Raw genomic sequence first — 17,473 nt, 5'->3', positions numbered from 1 at the left:
ACCCTCACACATTGACAAAAGGTATAACTATGAACGTCATAAAAGCCATAGGTCGTGTCATTTTTGCGATTTTTATGGTGCTATTAAAGTTCTCACTTTTCATGGCTCTAATGCTCGGTGGAGCTTACTTGCTTGCGCCTATGGGTACGATCAATTCGAAAGATATTGATATGAGCTTGTTTACCAATACCCCTAACGACACCATGATGGTGATCTTCAACTCCGAGTACTTCAGCGGTTATCTATTTTCCGTCACCATAGCGCTTGCCATTTTTGTCATCTATTTGCTATGGCAGATCCACGAAGTTGCGGTACATCGAGCTCAAGAGAAGAGAAGTTCTCATATCCAATTGGTATTTGCGCTTTCTCTATGCGGTTTGTTCATCCATAAAGCGTGGTGGGTGCTGGCGTTAATCATTGCGTTCGCCAACTGGGAACACATCGGCAGCTCACTAAGCAACATCATTCGCAATAGTCGATTGGCTTCACAGCCACAAACAACGACCAAAACAGCAGGGGAATAATCCATGAAAGAGGTAATGATTCCGTACATTCTGATCATGTGGATTTTGGTCTCAACGGGTGCGATAAAATGGACGTTCAAAAGCGCATTTTGGATTATCTCTGGTGGTGCATTTATTCTGGTGGTATTAGGAATACTCTCACGCCTTTGGGCTCCGGTTGATTTGACCTACTCATCCACCGTAAAAGCACCTCATTCGGTTCTTTCTCCCCTATTTAGAGAACAGATTGACCACATCTATGTCGACCACAACCAAGAAGTGAAGAAAGGCGATGTGATCTATACGCTCGTCGACACCACCTCTTTGGCAGACGTAGAAAAAATTAAAGCAGGGATTGTTCAACAAGAAGAAAATGTGGCGCAGTTGAAGCGCGACATCATTCGCGGCAAAACATCACCAGAGATCTTTAAAGGTCGAGACATCGAATACTACGAGTCTCAACTGCGCGTTGCAGAAGCCTCGTTAAAATCCCTGCATGCCGACCTGCAAAAGACCCAATTTGAGCAAGAGCGTAAGACAGTTCGAGCGCCTTATGATGGGCAAGTTGCGGTAGTGAATGTCGCGGATGGAAGCCGTGTCGGCAATATGCACATCTACGATACGTCACGTAAGTTCTTAGAAATGCGTATACCTGACCAAACCTACCGCTATGTTGAAAAAGGACAGTTTGCCGAATTTTACGTCGATGCTTACCCAGGCGAAGTATTCCGCGCTCGTGTACACAGCATTACGGCAGGCACTGGGGAATCCTCTGTCTCACCATTGCAAGGACCACAAAGCGTCCGTCAGCATGTCGGCGCAAATACCAGTAGCCATGGTCGTACCGTGATTCTGGAGATCTTCGAACCGGAAGGCAAAACCATCCCGATCGGAGCCACCGGTTCAGCATGGATTGCAGCGAATAAGCCACACAGTTTGTTCGGTTTCATTGATGTTATCGGCGCAGCAACCGTCCGACTTCATTCTTACAAGTCTTATCTAAACGCAATGTAAAAAATAAACAAACCGTCCACTGAGGCGGTTTGTTTTTATGATGCCAATTAAGACCTTACATTTCTTCCGTGGTTAGCCCGTGGTTTTAGCGCTAGACTGAGTGAGCTAAATAAAGCTACCCAAAAGGAAGAAAATCATGATTCAACAAGGTCAAGCACTGCCAGCGGCAACGCTAAGCGAACTGACTGCCGATGGTATGGTTAACCACCAAGTGACAGAACTGTTTGCGGATAAGAGAGTGGTTCTGTTTGCGGTTCCTGGAGCATTTACGCCAACGTGTTCAGAAGCGCACTTGCCAGGTTATGTCGTATTGGCTGACCAACTTAAAGCGAAAGGTGTGGACCTGATTGCTTGTGTTTCTGTTAACGATGCATTCGTGATGCAAGCTTGGGGTGAAGCGCAAAACGCGTCTGAGTTATTAATGCTTGGCGATGGCGACGCAAGCTTTACCAAAACACTGGGCCTAGAAATGGACACCGGCGGTTTTGGTGGCGTTCGTTCACAGCGTTACGCGATGATCATCGACAATGGTGTGGTCACCGCATTAAACGTTGAAGAGCCAAAAACATTTGAAGCAAGCAAAGCGGAAACTATTCTCGCAGCACTTTAAGCTCAGCGCTAAGATCACAAAACGGAAGCCTCTGCGCTTCCGTTTTTTCTATCTTAACTCACTGATTTTACTAGCTCAGCGCCACACATTTAATGAAGATGAAGTTCGGGAATGTCGCCAAGCGTTGGTAATGTTCTTCTGAGATTTCACGAATCTTCTCATTCACCTTACCTTCTGAGATCGCCAACATCGCCATGCCAGCCCCACTGATCGCATCGGTAATGTCTTGCAAAGAGCGACGATAGAATGCCACAGGAACTGGCTCACCAACGGTGTTCCACATATCTTCTACAAGCTCTTTGTCGTAATAACTGCCTGAAGTAGAACACTCAAAATCCGCAAATGGATGATGAGTCGAAAATACGAACTGACCACCTGCTGTTAACACACGTTGGATATCATTAAACAAAGGGCGAAGATCTTCGATGTAATGAACCATGAGCGGACAAATAACAAGATCATATTGCGCATCTCGCTCTTCTGGTAAGCCTAACGCCAAGTCTTGCGCATAAGCTGTAACTGAATCACCCAACTTACCCTTAACGATATCAATCATCTCTTGCGCAGCATCAATACAAGTCACAGAGCTTGCGCCTCGCGCCAATAGAAGCTGTGCATAAATACCCGAACCGCAGCCTAAATCCAGCACCCTCTTACCTGTAACATCACCGATAAGTTCAAAGGTATTTGGACGCTCAAAGTGCGCGTTGTACAGGTTATCTTGTGCTGCCACATCGTATTGCTTTGCGTAGGTGGTGTACATTTCTTGCTTCATGGTGACTCCAACAGAAAAAGTGGGATGCGAAGACTAAAAAATACCCGATAACAAGTAAAGTCAAAAGCGCGTTAGAAGCGTGATCTTGCGTGTACATTGGAGAAGATCGATGACTGATGGTTCAATTGAGCCTTTCCAACCGATTGCAAAGGCTCGATGTGTAACAACAAAGTGTTTATTGGAATGACAAGAACAGCACTAGCGCATACGTACTACACTGGTTTCTTGCTTGCGTTGCATTTCAGCAAACGTCATGACGAAAGGAGAAGATTGCTTAACTCGACTTGGTAAAGAAGAGAGTGCACTGTAGGCATCTTGCTTGGTCTTGAAGTCACCCACCGTCACTGTGTACCAACGAGTGCCGCGGCTGTTTTTCCAGTTCACCCATACCGGATGTTTCGGGTCAATGTAACGAATGTACTCTTTGACATCTTTTTCTTTCTTCAATGCCAACACTTGCATGGTGTAATGGTTTGGGTTGAGGTAGCCGTAAGCATCTTGTGATGACATTACCCCCACACATTGCCCCGTTTCTATAGGTTGATGCTGAGGCATAACACAACCAGTAAGTGACATAGCCAAGGTCAAAGATAGAATCTTGCGCACGCGTAACTCCGTTTTTGTTCTGAATGGTTCTCTTTAAGAGTGCTCTACGCTGAGTAGGCGACCGCAACGACAGAAAAATGAAGCACAAAACAAAAACGGCAGATTGAACGCTTCAATCTGCCGATTCGTTTACAAGCAATGTTGCCAATCTTCTTTATCGTCCGTCAGGAAATACCACCTGATTCTTACCGTTTTGCTTCGCTTCATAGAGGCTTTTATCTGCGCGGCGGAAATATTCGTCGTTGTACGTGAAGGTATCAATCTGCCCACCATGACTTACCCCAACTGACGTAGTGATGTGCAAACTTCCCTCTTCGGTTTCGAACAACGCGTCATCAATGTGCTGACGAATTTCTTCGAGACGTTTCGCTAGGTCATCGGTTGATCTCAATAGCATCAAGAACTCTTCACCGCCCCAACGAATCAACAATTCTTGGGCATGAACATGAAGCCTCAATCGTTCTGCAAAACCTTCCAAAACGCGGTCGCCTGCCTCATGTCCGTGAATATCGTTAACGTCTTTGAAGTTATCAATATCAAACAACACAACGCGATACTCTGTTTTTGCATCTAACTGTGCAGGGTGATCAATCTGATCATAGTAAAAGCGTCGGTTATGTAATTGAGTCAGTGGGTCAAGCAAAGAAAGCTGATGAAGCTCTTGGTTTTTGCGCTGCGTCGCTAAGACTTTAGACACCGTAAGCGCCAGTACGACAGCACAAACCGCTATCCAGACAATCGCAATCTGAAAGCGCAGCTTCTCTTGATCCAGCTCCGATTCCGCCAAACGTTTTTCTACTTCTAATACGTCTCTTTCACGCTGGATGTGCTCTGTCGCAAACGCCTGTTCTAAATCATACACTTTGCCGAGTAACTGCTTCTTACTGTTAGCAGAAAAATGCTTAAAGGAATTCAAAGCGTTCTCATACTCGCCAAGTTGTTCGAATATCTTTGCCTTCTGTTCTTCAACTCGAATCAGCCAACGTTGATGCTCTATCGAACGAAACGCAGCCGCACTCAATGCCGCACTTTGCATCGCCTTATCTAAGTCTCCGAGCGCCAATTGAGACTTCGACATAATCAAATAACACTGTCCGTATTCAATTGGAAAGTCAGCAGCAGAAGGCAACATAACGCACTGCTGTGTAGTTTCAAGCGCCTTAGTAAACTGCTTTTCCAGCAACAGCATGTCAGCTTTGCCTTTCAACTGAATTAGATGATGGCGAAGGTTCGTTGAGGTTGCCTTGTAGAACTCTTGAGATTTCTCATAAGCAGCACGAGCGAGCTCAACGTTACCCTGTCGGTTATAAACATGCGCTTCGTTGAGATACAGAATCTGTAGCCCTCGCGCTTTATGCCCTTGAGCGTGACGCTTTAGATAAATCTGCTGCGCTTTTTGGATGAACTCTAACGCCCTATCCCAGCTTTCAATATGCAGATAAAGCAGCCCTAGGTTGTTATAGATTGTCCCTTTGTAGGCCTCTTGCCCCACTTTATTGGCGATATCTATTGCATCAAGGAAATAGCGCTGGGCATCGACTAATTGATTGGTCGCATTATTCAGCGCCCCCGCGATATTGTAGAACCGTGGCAATAGAGAGTTAATTTGTTCTTTTTTGGCGATATCAATGGCAAGTTTTATTTCAGTCAAACCAACATCATTACGCCCGTGCAAGGTGTGCTGCATGGCACTGTCTGCCAAAAGTACTGCATCAAGCCAAGGTTGTTCAGTTTCACGAGCGATGGTCTGGAGCTGCCCACGATACTCTGCCGCCAGTTGTGGCTCATCGTTCGCACGAGCAACACGATATTGCTGATACAAGGCGTAGGATTTTTCAAGCTCAGTCGAAAAGGTGTTGCCGATTGCAGCCAGTGCTTGTTGTGCGCGTTCCGGATCACTGTACGCCAATGCACTGACATCCAGCAATGCCTCACCTTGAGCTGATTTAGCAAGCAAAACCTGAGGATCTTGGCTGATGATTTGTTGAATATTTTCACTTGGCGAATCCTTACGCCAGTAATCGTGTAAAGCAAAAGCGACCACTACCCAAAGCAGTGCCGCTAGCAAAGTGACAACATAGCTTTTTCTCACGAAGTATTACGTTCCATCTCGATTGTATTAAGAATTTTCTTTTTAGAAGCATCTGATTTATAAGCGAACAATAACATCAATCCGATACATTCCCAAGTGCGCATAAGAATCGATTTTTATATAAATGTCACGGTCATATAAATGTTGCTCTAATGGCAAGATTTCCTGTCATCCTTGTATTGGCGTTGTGGGAAACCATTGGGAGAAAAAACTGAGCTTTAAATAAACAAAAAGCCGCAACTTAAAACTAAGATGCGGCTTCAAATAAAATCAGAGAAAAAAGAAGGTTAGAACCAGCTTGCAACCAAACGCTTGAACCAATCCACTAGGCGCTTAAATATACCGCCTTCTTCTACTGGCTCAAGTGCGACGAGATCCGCTTCTTTCACTACATCACCATCCACTTTATATAGGACTTTACCAACAATTTGATCTTGTTGAATCGGAGCCATTAGGTCGCCGTTGTATTCCACTTCTGCTTCCAACTTGTTCACGTCACCTTTCGGTAGCGTTAGGTAAATATCGCGTTCAACGCCAACTTTAAGTTCGTCTTGGTTACCCATCCAAACACGTGCTGTTGCGACTTCTTTACCCGCTTGCGTTGGCACAACAGTATCAAAGAAACGGAAACCGTAACTCAGAAGCTGTTTACTCTCTGATTCACGTACACTCGGGCTTTTTGCTCCCATAACAACCGCGACTAAACGCATGTCGCCATTGGTAGCAGACGTTGCAAGGCTGTAACCGGCACCGCTGGTGTAACCCGTCTTCATACCGTCAACGCTCATACTACGGTCACGCAGCAAACCATTACGGTTGTATTGAGTAATGCCGTTGTAGGTAAACGACGTTTCACTGTACAGCGGGTAGATATCAGGAAGATCACGGATGATGGCACGACCTAGCGTTGCGATGTCACGCGGGGTCGAGTACAAACCGTCACTGTCTAGACCATGTGGGTTGGTAAAGGCAGAGTTCGATAAACCAAGCTGGTTCGCCCAGCTATTCATCAAACCAACAAAGCCTGCTTCACTTCCGGCGACGTGCTCAGCAATCGCGACACTGGCGTCGTTACCTGATTGCACAATCAAACCGCGGTAAAGATCGGAAAGCGAAACCGAGGTACCAACTTCGATAAACATTTTTGAAGAATCAGGGAAGTTCTTCGCCCACGCATTGCGGCTGATCACCACTTCATCGTCTAGGCTAATGTTGCCTGACTTCACCTCTTGCCCCGCGACATAAGCGGTCATCAACTTAGTCAAACTCGCCGGGTTTAGGCGTTTGTCGGCATCACGTTCCACCAGCACAGTGCCAGTGTGGTAATCCATTAAAACATAGCCTCGAGAGCTTAACTCTGGGGCATTAGGAACAACGGTAGGAGCAGCAAAACTAAACGCAGAAACAGCGGTCAAGGTGGTCGCTAACGTAGCATTGATTAAAGTGTTTTTTCTCATAGCAGCATTCTGTGGCTTACAAATTAAGTCGAGTATATGGAAACGCTGTTCAGTTACAGCAGCTCTGTTACGATTGGTTACGTTTACTCGATATTTGTCGAAAAGAATGCGAAGTCGGTTGGAGTTTGTGCTTATAAGTTAGCCAAACGTGTCTATCGAGAATCACGCGAATTTGTTACCACTCACGTGCTTTGCCCCTCCCTTTTGAACAAACCTTCCTCTACAACAAAAAGCAAATATTTACACATCAAAACATTACACCTCATTGCATTTTCAACCAAAAATCACATTAAAACGTAGTTAACGCCTTTAAATAAACCATCAATTTGCATTGTTTTACACAAAACATTATGATTGCGTCGCATTTTTTAATTTGAACTCAAAACAATTGGAGGGCGGTTTTAGTGTTTTTCTTACTCAAGAAGGGCACATTTAATAAAGCGTACATGTTGTATTTATGGATAATGCACTAAAAAAATATAGTATCGACACTACCGACTATCAGGTTGGTCAAGATAACGTTCAAAAATGGGGATTTGATATCCACAATCCAGTATTTGGGATTAGTGCTGGTCTTGTTCTTCTCTGTCTTGCTTCTCTATTAATCGTTGATCCTTCAACAGCCCGTGATGCCTTAAATGGCGTAAAGAACAGCATCATTTCTGACTTCGATGTGTTCTTCATGTGGTCAACAAACTTCTTCATCGTATTTGCTATCGCAGTCTTACTGTCACCACTAGGTAAAATCCGCATTGGTGGTAAAGATGCACAAGCAGAACACTCAACCGTTTCTTGGTTATCAATGCTCTTTGCCGCAGGTATGGGTATCGGTCTTCTGTTTTGGAGTGTCTCTGAGCCAACGGCTTATTTCACTGACTGGTATGGCACGCCCTTGAATGTTGAGCCTTACACAGAGGAAGCGAAATCCCTGGCTATGGGTGCAACCATGTTCCACTGGGGTATTCACGGTTGGGCAATTTACGCCATCGTGGCACTTTCGCTGGCTTTCTTCGCCTTCAACAAAGGCTTACCACTTTCATTACGCTCTGCGTTCTACCCGCTATTTGGTGATAGAGCTTGGGGCTGGTTAGGTCATGTCATTGATATTCTTGCGGTACTTTCAACCCTGTTTGGTCTTGCGACTTCGCTTGGTCTGGGTGCACAGCAAGCAACGAGCGGCATCAACCATGTATTTGGTCTGGATGGCGGCATTGGCATGCAAATGATCGTTATCGCATTCGTAACCTTTATTGCCGTACTTTCTGTTGTTCGAGGCATCGACGGTGGCGTTAAGCTACTGAGTAACATCAACATGGCGGTGGCATTCGCTCTATTGGCTTTTGTGCTATTCATCAGCTTTGATGTAGCAACAACGTCGATCTGGGATACCACAGTCGCATACGCAAAAGACATCTTCGCACTGAGTAACCCTCACGGTCGAGATGATACCGAATGGATGCATGGTTGGACGGTCTTCTACTGGGCGTGGTGGGTATCTTGGTCACCATTCGTCGGTATGTTTATCGCTCGAGTTTCGAAAGGTCGTACGGTTCGTGAATTCCTATTCGCTGTTATCGTTATTCCAACCACAGTAACACTGATTTGGATGGCAGTATTCGGCGGTATCGCGCTTGATCAAGTGGTCAACAAAGTCGGCGAGCTGGGTGCGAATGGTCTTACAGATATCTCACTAACCCTTTTCCACGTTTACGATGCAATGCCGTTTAGCTCGGTCATCTCGGTATTATCTATTGTTCTGATTTTAGTGTTCTTTATCACTTCTTCAGACTCCGGTTCACTGGTTATCGATAGCATCACTGCTGGTGGTAAAATTGATGCGCCGGTACCACAACGTATTTTCTGGGCATGTATCGAAGGCTCTATCGCTGCGGTAATGCTGTGGATTGGTGGTAAAGAGGCCTTGCAAGCGCTTCAATCCGGGGTGGTGGCAACAGGTTTACCTTTCACTTTTGTTCTATTGCTGATGTGTGTCAGCTTGATCAAAGGCTTGAGATCGGAATTACCTGCCTATCAGAACACCGCGCGGGAACAATCTGTTGCTTAATTTAAGCTGCACATAATCTAGAGAAAACGAGCGTCAATATGGCGCTCGTTTTTTAGATATTAAACAAATAAAAAAAGCCCTAAGCATCTGGGCTTAGGGCGAAAGCAATGAATTGCTAGCTAAGGGCCGTTAACTCACCACTGGAACAACGCTGTATTCATGAATGATGACTCGTCCACTCTCATCAATCGACACTTGCCATGTCTCATTAACGTTTAAGTTGACTGCTTCACCTTTCATCATCGAATCATCATAACTGTCTGCTGTTAATCGAATACGCAGTTCCACTTGAAAACGATCACCATTAGGTTTCACTTCGATCTGCTGAACGTCGTGGTCACAGTTTGGTTTAAAAGTCGAACGGGCAATCGCATACCAATCACGAAAGCCATCATGACCTAAAAATTCACCTTCTGGCATCGACCATTTCACGTCTTGCGCTAGCTTGTCTGTGAAGAACTCCGTCCCTTCTTCTAAAACATCAAATTTGGCGAACCACTCAGCAACAAATGTTTGCATACGGCTCTCTGGTGAAGCGGTGATTTCTTCAATCTGTGCAGCTAAGCGGCTCGCATGATCTTTTGCACGTGCTTGCACTTCTTCCAACTTGTTATACACATTTGGAATGTACACCATACGATGGGTATAAACTGGCTTACGATAGTTCATGCCCGCCAAATAAGCCGTTTGTTGGAATGGGTAAACAAACTGCTCGATAGTAAAGTGGTTGTAACCAAGTGGATCGTAAGACTCTGCAGGTCCACCAATCGTAAATGACAGAATGAAGTCTTTGCCTTTTAGCTTGTCGCCTTCAGGACCGTAAGCGAAGTTAAAACTGAATACATCATCTACCCACTTTTTCAACAACGCCGGTGCTGAGTACCAGTAAAATGGGAATTGCAACACAACCACATCAGCACTCATAAGCGCAGTTTGCTCTGCCTCAACATCAATTTGGTAGTTCGGATACAGAGTGTCTAAACGACGAACTTCAATATCACTAAGCCCTGCTTTTAGCTCGTCTAGGATAACTGTGTTGGTGTATGACTCATCTAGGTTTGGGTGACCTGAAATTACCAGTACTTTGCTCATCGTGATTCCTCTGTTTCGAAGCGTTAACCGATGAAGAGAGAATACGCTGAAGTAACCTTTAGTTTTAGATGCTCTTTACTTAAATTATTATTAGGTAGAAACTAACAATAAACGCAACACTAGGATGAAACATGAACGGCACCACCTACAATCAATTAATGATGTTCCATACTATTGCACAAGAAGGCAGCATCACCGCCGCAGCGCGTAAGTTAGAAATCGCACCACCATCGGTGAGTCAGGCACTAAAAATGCTGGAAGAACAACTCGGCTTGCCATTATTTACCCGCACCACTCGTCGCATTGAGCTGACAGAAGCAGGGCAACGCTTATACGATCGAACACTGACTACCATGTCTGATCTTAACCTCGCAGTCGAGAGTGTAAGTGATTTGAGCCGAGTGCCATCGGGCAAAGTTCGTATCACGGTGCCACGCTTTGTTTATCAATCTTTGCTCAAACCTATCTACATTGAGTTTTGCCAACGTTATCCCGATATCCAGTTGGAAATTTCTGTTTCCGATAAAACTGTCGATATCATTCGTGAAGGGTTCGATATGGGTATCCGCTTTGGCGATAAAGTGGAAGAAGGAATGGTTGCACGTCAGCTCACTCACCCAGTGAAAGAAGCGTTATTTGCATCACCAAGCTATGTCGCGCAGTTCGGCTTACCCAATACGCCAGAAGACTTAAAAAAGCATAAGTTGATTCAATACCGCTTTATCTCTTCTAATCAAATCGCACCGCTGAAGTTGAACAACAAAGGGGAAGCCATCACCGTCGACATGCCAAGCGCGCTGATCGTCAACGACACCGATCTCATGGTTGACGCTGCCATCAACGGGTTAGGCATTGGTCGTATTGTGACGCCTATCGTACAAGAGGGCTTTCGCACTGGAGAGTTGGTGCCTGTGCTTGAAGAATATTGGCAGCCCTATTCTGGCTTATATGTTTACTTTCACAAGAACACCCAAAAAGCCAAGCGGGTTCGAGTGCTTATCGACTTCTTAATCGAGAAAACACACCACTAGGGATCAAAAAAAGGAATGCACAGGCATTCCTTTTTCGTTTAGTACGATGAAGCGATTACGCAGACTTTTTCGCTAGTGCGGAATCAATGTCTGCAGCGCTGTGACGCTCAGGTACTTGTTCCCACTCTTCACCCCATGAACGGTTAACAATACGACCACGTTGTACTGCTTCGCGTTCATCAATCGCTTTCGCCCAACGCACAACATTCTTGTAGCTCGCCACATCTAAGAACTCTGCCGCATCATACGCACGCCCCAGAACAAGGTTACCGTACCATGGCCATGTTGCAATATCGGCAATGCTGTACTCGTCACCACCTAGGAATTCGTTGTTCGCAAGGCGCTTATCCAGCACGTCTAGCTGACGCTTAGCTTCCATAGTGAAGCGGTTGATTGGGTACTCGAACTTCTCTGGTGCATACGCGTAGAAATGCCCAAAACCACCGCCTAGGTATGGCGCAGAACCTTGCAACCAGAACAACCAGTTCATTACCTCAGCGCGCTTCGCGCCTTCTGTTGGTAGGAAGTGACCAAACTTCTCTGCTAGGTAAAACAAGATGTTGCCAGACTCAAAAACATTCACCGGTTCAGCACCTGAACGGTCAACCAAAGCCGGAATCTTCGAGTTCGGGTTTACTGACACAAAGCCTGAACCAAATTGGTCACCATCGCCGATCTTGATCAGGTATGCGTCGTATTCAGCTGCTGTTACGCCTGCTGCCAAAAGCTCCTCAAACATGATCGTCACTTTCTGACCATTTGGCGTACCCATTGAGTAAAGCTGAAATGGGTGCTCACCAACTGGAAGCTCTTGCTCATGACGCGCGCCAGAATCCGGACGGTTAATGCTCGCCCACTGACCGCCATTTTCATTATCGTTTGTCCAAACTTTTGGTGGAATGTATTCGTTAGCCATTGTTATCCCTTATTGTGTTTGAATGCATCTTCAAACTGACGGCTCTAGCACGCCAGCAAGCATTATTGAAAGTATCCCTTCGCCTTTCGCTTCGGGCATAACCAAGATATTAGGTCTAATTAACCAAATAAAAGTCCTGTAATCTCTTTTAGTTAGAACCTTTGGTTATGGGAATTTCTTTCAGGGTATATACCCAAACAGCGCGTTAATGTGAGCTAGGTTCGAGATACCAACAATGATGAGCAGATCAGACTTAACGGTCCATCCAACATATCAGTCTTAATCAAGCTCGCATCATGGCAACAGCTAATCGACAGCGCAAAACCGTGTAAGTAATCCGCCAGCAGATCCAAACTGTCTTTCTCTACTTGCTGGGATAAACCCAAGGGTTGAACAATCAATTGATAGCGCTCAGTAAACACTTGAGCCGGTCCGTGGGATGTCATGCTCAACATGGTTTGCAACAGCCCGTTATACTCACGCAACAGCTCAATATAACTAACGCACAGGTGTTTGAGTTCGCTTTGCCAATCTTCATTTGCTTGCGGTTGATAAATGTCTTCCACCAACGATGTTGTTAACGCTTCAAGCAAAGCATTTTTGTTTTTGAAGTAGTAATAGATCGCCATAGGATCCACATTCAATTGGGTCGCTAGCAGGCGAATACTTGGTACCTTTCCTTCCTTTTTCATCAATAACTTAGCCGACTCCAAAATGCTTTCTGCACTCAGTTGTGACTGCTTTGCGGTCGGTCTTCCACGTTTCTTTTCGTTGACAGACATTTGATCTTCTCGATAAACTCAGCATTATTCTACATTGTAGAATTAATTTTAACCCATACTTTAGCTTGGCTCAAGCATCACTACTTTGATGAGGTACTCATGGCAAATATCGTATTTATTGCAACCAGTCTGGACGGTTACATCGCAGATAAACAAGGCAAACTCGACTGGCTACAATCCGTACCAAATCCCGACAATATTGATACTGGCTTCTTCCCATTAATGGAACGTATTGACGGCTTAGTCATGGGGCGTAATACCTTAGATGTTGTGCTGAGTTTTGATTGTGATTGGCCGTACAGTAAACCCGTGTTCGTACTCAGCAATACCATGACAGAAGTCCCACAGGGCTACGAAGACAAAGTCTTTTTAGTAAAAGGCGAGCTAAAAGATGTGCTTACTGACCTGAATGCAAAAGGCTTTAACGAGCTATACATCGACGGCGGTGTGACGATTCAGAACTTTTTGAAAGAAGATCTTATCGATGAAATGGTGATCACGCGCTTCCCTATTCTACTTGGCGGCGGCGCACCTTTATTTGGTGATTTGCAACAGCCACTCAATTTTAAAGTGACCAAGAGCGAAGTTGTTTTGGATACCTTAGTACAAACCACTTACGTGCGTGAGAGGTAATCTACCTAGATAATTTAAACAAAAGAAAAACGCCCTTCCTAGAGATAGGAGAGGCGTTTTTTATTTGTATTGTTCTAGCTTGGTGAAGGTCGTTTTGGGACAAAAATCATGGACAGAAGCTTTAATATTAGCAAGCTGTGAAACACTAAAAATATGGAAAGTCGGTGGTGTTTGATGGCACCGTTCAAAGTCCATTAGAGCTTCGATAACAATGCTTAAGTATGCAGTATACGAATGAATCACCGGAACTAACCAAACTCACAAACATTGTGGCACCGACAGATCAGAGGCTTTGTCGATGCCTTTCCCCAGTCGTGATTACTTCGCTAACTGCTGTTCCACTAAAGTTTGCCAATAGCGCATACCCGTACCCAAAATATCGTCATTGAAGTCATAGTGCGGGTTATGCAGTGCAGTTCCACCACACTCTCCAACACCATTACCAACTAGAATGTAGCACCCTTTCACCTCACGCAACATGAAGGAGAAATCTTCACTGATCGTAAATGGTTCACAGTTGCCAATTACATTGTCCAAACCGACGACTGCTTCTGCGACCGCAATCGCGTGTTGCGTTTCTTCTGGCGTATTAATCGTTGAAAGAAAACTATTGTTAAAGTGATATTGGTAATCAACGCCCGCTGACATACATTGGCCAGCCACGACGCGCTCAATTCCCTTCTCGATCTTATGCAATGCTTCATCGGTAAAACTTCGCGTATCACCAGTGATAGTCACTTGTGATGGGATAACATTCACAGTGCCATTTGTCTCAAAGTTTGTGACTGAAATGACAGCGGCTTCGTTGATAGCACTTAGATTACGGGAGACAATAGTCTGTAACGCTGTAACAACCTGCGCACCAACCACAATAGGATCGGTCCCCATATGCGGCAACGCTGCGTGACCACCCGTTGCGTTTATCGTGATTTCGAAGCTGCTTTCACTTGCCATCACCGAGCGTGGGCGAGTCACAAACTTGCCCGCAGGAATACCAGGCAAATTATGCATCGCATATATTGCATCCATACTCCAACGAGTAAATAGACCATCGGCTATCATAGCTTTTGCACCAGTACCACGTTCCTCATCCGGTTGGAAAATGAAGTACACGATACCATCAAAGTTTCGGCTTTGAGCCAATTCACATGCCGCGCCTAACAACATAGCTGTGTGTCCATCATGTCCACAAGCGTGCATAGCACCTTCATGCTTTGAGGCATGACAAAATGTGTTCTCTTCTTTAATTCTCAAAGCATCCATATCGGCTCTAAGACCAATACTGCGCTCACTGGTACCTTGACGTAAAATACCCACCACACCAGTACCACCAATCCCACGGTGAACTTCAAGCCCAAACTCTTCCAATTTGTTCGCAACAAACTCAGACGTTTTGAACTCTTCTGTCCCAAACTCTGGGTATTGGTGAAGGTGTCTACGCCATTCAATTGCGGATTTTTCTACTGTCATATCTTTCTCCAAAGAAGAAGCTATCTAACCAGATAGCTTCCCATATTATTAGTTATAATTCGGTTTAAGCATCTTGTGCTTTCAGACTATGCTCTACTTTCGGCTCTTCTTTTGTCTCGTATTTTGTGAAAACGTAAAGTGCAACAACAATTAACGAAACAATAATGGTTTTGCCCATCGCCATTTGTTCACCCAGTGTGAGTACTGCGACAAGGTAGCCAACAAGTGGCATTAGGTTCAGAGCCATAGTTGATTTTTCAACACCAATGCGTTTGAAAGAGTAAAGCTGGATAAGATAACTGCCCCCTGAAATACCAGTCCCTAGGAAAATCAGTAGTGCAATCAGTAATGGGCTAGAGAAGATGATGTAAATTTGAGACAGATCTAGACCCATTGCAAACACCACGAAGATCCCCATCACTGCTACCGAAATATATTGGTACAGCATAGACACAACTGAGCCATATTTGTCTGCTAGGCTCGCACGAAGGTGAGCTGTCCAAGCCAGCGCAAGCATTGAGCAAGTAACATATGCATAGCCTACTAACGGCGTACCACCTTCAATCGTATTAGTCGGTCCCACACTCATCGCGTAAATACAGATCGCCGATGCAATGAATGCACCCCACTGAATTTTGTTCATGCGGAAATTCATGAACATCATTCCAAAAAAGACGGTAGCGAATGGCTGCATACCCTGAATAACGCCGTTCTCTGTCGCACCGATGTGAGCCAATGACAGGAAGTTAAACAGTGAGAACACCCCCTGCCCTACAATGCCGCATAGTGCAATTCGCCCGATATCTTTTTTGTCAATTTTCAGTGACGATCCCAAGTCAACACTTAAGCTCTTACTGCGCGACGTAAAAAAGAAAATAATTGATAGGCCGATAACCGCCGTGACATATCGGAAAAATACCAAGGTCATTGGATCTACCGCCATAGAAAGAGGCTTAGAAACCACGCCTGTCACGCCCCAAATGCACGCTACCGCTATCGCAGCAACCCACCCTAAAAATGTGTCTTTATTTGTTGTGTTCATTTTGAGTCCTTTTCGTTTCACGTTCTCGCCAACGTCACGAGTCTCGTGCGTTGGCTTGTAGTTATAAGTAGGTATTTAGTCGATAATGATCAGTTCAGGTTCAGCACGCTCAGATAGCCATTCCGCACCATCTTCGGTAATGACGATATTTTCTTCGTGAACCATAGATTTACCCGGTGCGTAAACCATGCCTGGCTCTAGTGTCATCACCATGCCTGGCTTCAAGACCGTATTGTCTGTTGCAGTGTTTGATGGGCGCTCGGTTAGTTCCATACCCAAACCGTGACCCAAACGACCTACGTCATTACCCAATGCTCCATTCGCTTCTAAGACTTTCCACATCGCGTTGTAGATATCGGTCGTTGTCGCGCCTGGCTTCGCCGCTTCAAAACCTTTAGTCGTCGCTTCATAGGTCGCTCGGTACGCTGCCTTAGTTTGCTCACTCGCGTGGCCGAATGCCCAGTTACGGTCAAAATCGGAGAAGTAACCATCTCGAACAGCACCCGTATCAATAATCAACACATCACCCGGCTCAATAATGCGGTCTGTTGGTCCCATAATGATGCTGTCGTAACCATCAGGACCTGAGCCAGCAATAATGTATGGGCACTCATCAGCACCTTCTAGCAGCATGTCAATACGGAACTGTTTACAGATTTCACGTTCTGTCATACCGGCTTTGGCGTATTGCGGAACCTTCTTAAAGCCGACATTGGTGATGCGACAGATTTCTCGCGTCTTTTCAATTTCTGCTTGAGACTTAATTTGACGAAGTTCATGCATCTCTAGAGATACATCGACAAAATCCTTCTTAACCATGGTGGTCAGTTGCAGGTAGTTGTTAACTGGCATACGCAAGTGAGATTCAATACCTAATGTCGCTCCAACACGACCATGACGACAAGGTAATGAGTTCAAAGCACTTGCTACCAAGCTAATGCCATCGTCTTCTGGGCGAGGTGATGGCCAAGTAATAATGTTATCAATCCAAGTACCCGCCATACCGCTAGCTCCAATTTCTGGAATAATGGCAATAGGCTTACCTTCAGCTGGAACGATAACGAACCATGGGCGAGTTGGGCTATGCCAGAACTGGGTATGAAAGCCAGTAAAGTAGCGAACGTTTGGCTCTGTGGTAAAAATCATTGCATCCAACTTTTTGTCATGCATAACTTTTTGAGCGCGTTGGGTACGGTGTTCAAATTCAGATTGGTCAAATCCACGATTCAGAAAATTGTTCATTGGAACCTCTTTGCTTGTTCTTATTAGGCTTAGTTGTGGAGCAATTAAGCGTTATAGTTAATATTTGTGAACGGTACGAGGGCAGTTTACTGATATTTCAGTTAAATAATGTGACCCATACCGTAGAGTTAACTATTGTTCAC

16 protein-coding genes are annotated in these 17,473 nt (G+C 45.1%); 6 read left to right on the top strand and 10 right to left on the bottom strand.

The window, feature by feature from the left end:
- Window positions 1–29: 29 nt before the first annotated feature.
- The 3 genes from OH459_RS05900 to OH459_RS05890 all read left to right on the top strand — a co-directional run bounded on the left by OH459_RS05900 (window position 30) and on the right by OH459_RS05890 (window position 2,127).
- Window positions 30–524, top strand: a complete 495-nt coding sequence (locus OH459_RS05900; protein WP_269986034.1) for a magnesium transporter — start codon at window positions 30–32, stop codon at window positions 522–524.
- Between the two features lie 3 nt (window positions 525–527).
- Window positions 528–1,517, top strand: coding sequence for an efflux RND transporter periplasmic adaptor subunit (locus OH459_RS05895; protein ID WP_005452689.1), 990 nt, complete (start codon window positions 528–530; stop codon window positions 1,515–1,517).
- Window positions 1,518–1,653: 136 nt separating this feature from the next.
- Window positions 1,654–2,127 carry a peroxiredoxin gene (locus OH459_RS05890; protein WP_050936313.1) on the top strand — a complete coding sequence of 158 codons (474 nt, stop codon included), beginning with the start codon at window positions 1,654–1,656 and terminating at the stop codon, window positions 2,125–2,127.
- A gap of 70 nt (window positions 2,128–2,197) precedes the next feature.
- Here the strand turns inward: OH459_RS05890 and OH459_RS05885 are convergent, their stop codons facing one another.
- The 4 genes from OH459_RS05885 to OH459_RS05870 form a co-directional block, all read right to left on the bottom strand.
- Entirely contained in the window at window positions 2,198–2,902 is a 705-nt protein-coding gene (locus OH459_RS05885; protein ID WP_050936314.1) for a class I SAM-dependent DNA methyltransferase, read from the bottom strand.
- A 198-nt stretch (window positions 2,903–3,100) separates the two neighbouring features.
- Entirely contained in the window at window positions 3,101–3,508 is a 408-nt protein-coding gene (locus OH459_RS05880; protein WP_050936315.1) for an SPOR domain-containing protein, read from the bottom strand.
- A 154-nt stretch (window positions 3,509–3,662) separates the two neighbouring features.
- The gene (locus OH459_RS05875) at window positions 3,663–5,600 is read right to left on the bottom strand and encodes a tetratricopeptide repeat-containing diguanylate cyclase (RefSeq protein ID WP_269986033.1); all 1,938 of its coding nucleotides are present in this window, start codon (window positions 5,598–5,600) and stop codon (window positions 3,663–3,665) included.
- Between the two features lie 287 nt (window positions 5,601–5,887).
- Window positions 5,888–7,057 (bottom strand): D-alanyl-D-alanine carboxypeptidase family protein, encoded by a 1,170-nt coding sequence (locus tag OH459_RS05870; RefSeq protein ID WP_017818550.1) that lies wholly within the window; start codon window positions 7,055–7,057, stop codon window positions 5,888–5,890.
- Window positions 7,058–7,514: 457 nt separating this feature from the next.
- Here OH459_RS05870 and OH459_RS05865 point away from each other — a divergent pair, with 457 nt between their 5' ends.
- On the top strand, window positions 7,515–9,122 hold the full coding sequence (locus tag OH459_RS05865) for a BCCT family transporter (protein WP_005452704.1): 1,608 nt from the start codon (window positions 7,515–7,517) through the stop codon (window positions 9,120–9,122).
- 129 nt (window positions 9,123–9,251) lie between these two features.
- On the opposite strand, the gene OH459_RS05860 is transcribed toward OH459_RS05865, so the two are convergent.
- Window positions 9,252–10,214, bottom strand: coding sequence for an NAD(P)H-dependent oxidoreductase (locus tag OH459_RS05860; protein WP_009697049.1), 963 nt, complete (start codon window positions 10,212–10,214; stop codon window positions 9,252–9,254).
- Window positions 10,215–10,345: 131 nt separating this feature from the next.
- Between OH459_RS05860 and OH459_RS05855 the strand changes: the two genes are divergently transcribed.
- Window positions 10,346–11,245, top strand: a complete 900-nt coding sequence (locus tag OH459_RS05855; RefSeq protein ID WP_110416216.1) for a LysR family transcriptional regulator — start codon at window positions 10,346–10,348, stop codon at window positions 11,243–11,245.
- A 55-nt stretch (window positions 11,246–11,300) separates the two neighbouring features.
- Here OH459_RS05855 and yghU read toward each other — a convergent pair whose 3' ends face one another.
- Window positions 11,301–12,161: a glutathione-dependent disulfide-bond oxidoreductase gene (gene yghU, locus OH459_RS05850; RefSeq protein WP_009697048.1), complete on the bottom strand. Its 861-nt coding sequence runs from the start codon at window positions 12,159–12,161 to the stop codon at window positions 11,301–11,303.
- Window positions 12,162–12,376: 215 nt separating this feature from the next.
- Entirely contained in the window at window positions 12,377–12,943 is a 567-nt protein-coding gene (locus OH459_RS05845) for a TetR/AcrR family transcriptional regulator (RefSeq protein WP_005452711.1), read from the bottom strand.
- A 99-nt stretch (window positions 12,944–13,042) separates the two neighbouring features.
- Between OH459_RS05845 and OH459_RS05840 the strand changes: the two genes are divergently transcribed.
- Window positions 13,043–13,576: a dihydrofolate reductase family protein gene (locus OH459_RS05840; protein ID WP_017189549.1), complete on the top strand. Its 534-nt coding sequence runs from the start codon at window positions 13,043–13,045 to the stop codon at window positions 13,574–13,576.
- A 318-nt stretch (window positions 13,577–13,894) separates the two neighbouring features.
- Here OH459_RS05840 and OH459_RS05835 read toward each other — a convergent pair whose 3' ends face one another.
- From OH459_RS05835 to OH459_RS05825, 3 genes are all read right to left on the bottom strand, one after another.
- On the bottom strand, window positions 13,895–15,046 hold the full coding sequence (locus OH459_RS05835) for a M20 aminoacylase family protein (protein WP_269986032.1): 1,152 nt from the start codon (window positions 15,044–15,046) through the stop codon (window positions 13,895–13,897).
- Between the two features lie 64 nt (window positions 15,047–15,110).
- The gene (locus OH459_RS05830) at window positions 15,111–16,088 is read right to left on the bottom strand and encodes a DMT family transporter (protein ID WP_050903774.1); all 978 of its coding nucleotides are present in this window, start codon (window positions 16,086–16,088) and stop codon (window positions 15,111–15,113) included.
- A 75-nt stretch (window positions 16,089–16,163) separates the two neighbouring features.
- Entirely contained in the window at window positions 16,164–17,330 is a 1,167-nt protein-coding gene (locus tag OH459_RS05825; protein WP_050903773.1) for a M24 family metallopeptidase, read from the bottom strand.
- Window positions 17,331–17,473 lie beyond the last annotated feature (143 nt).

It is taken from the genome of Vibrio sp. MM46, assembly GCF_027587135.1.
Classification (GTDB): Bacteria; Pseudomonadota; Gammaproteobacteria; order Enterobacterales; family Vibrionaceae; genus Vibrio; species Vibrio harveyi.
This window is presented reverse-complemented; position numbering and strand designations above follow the sequence as displayed.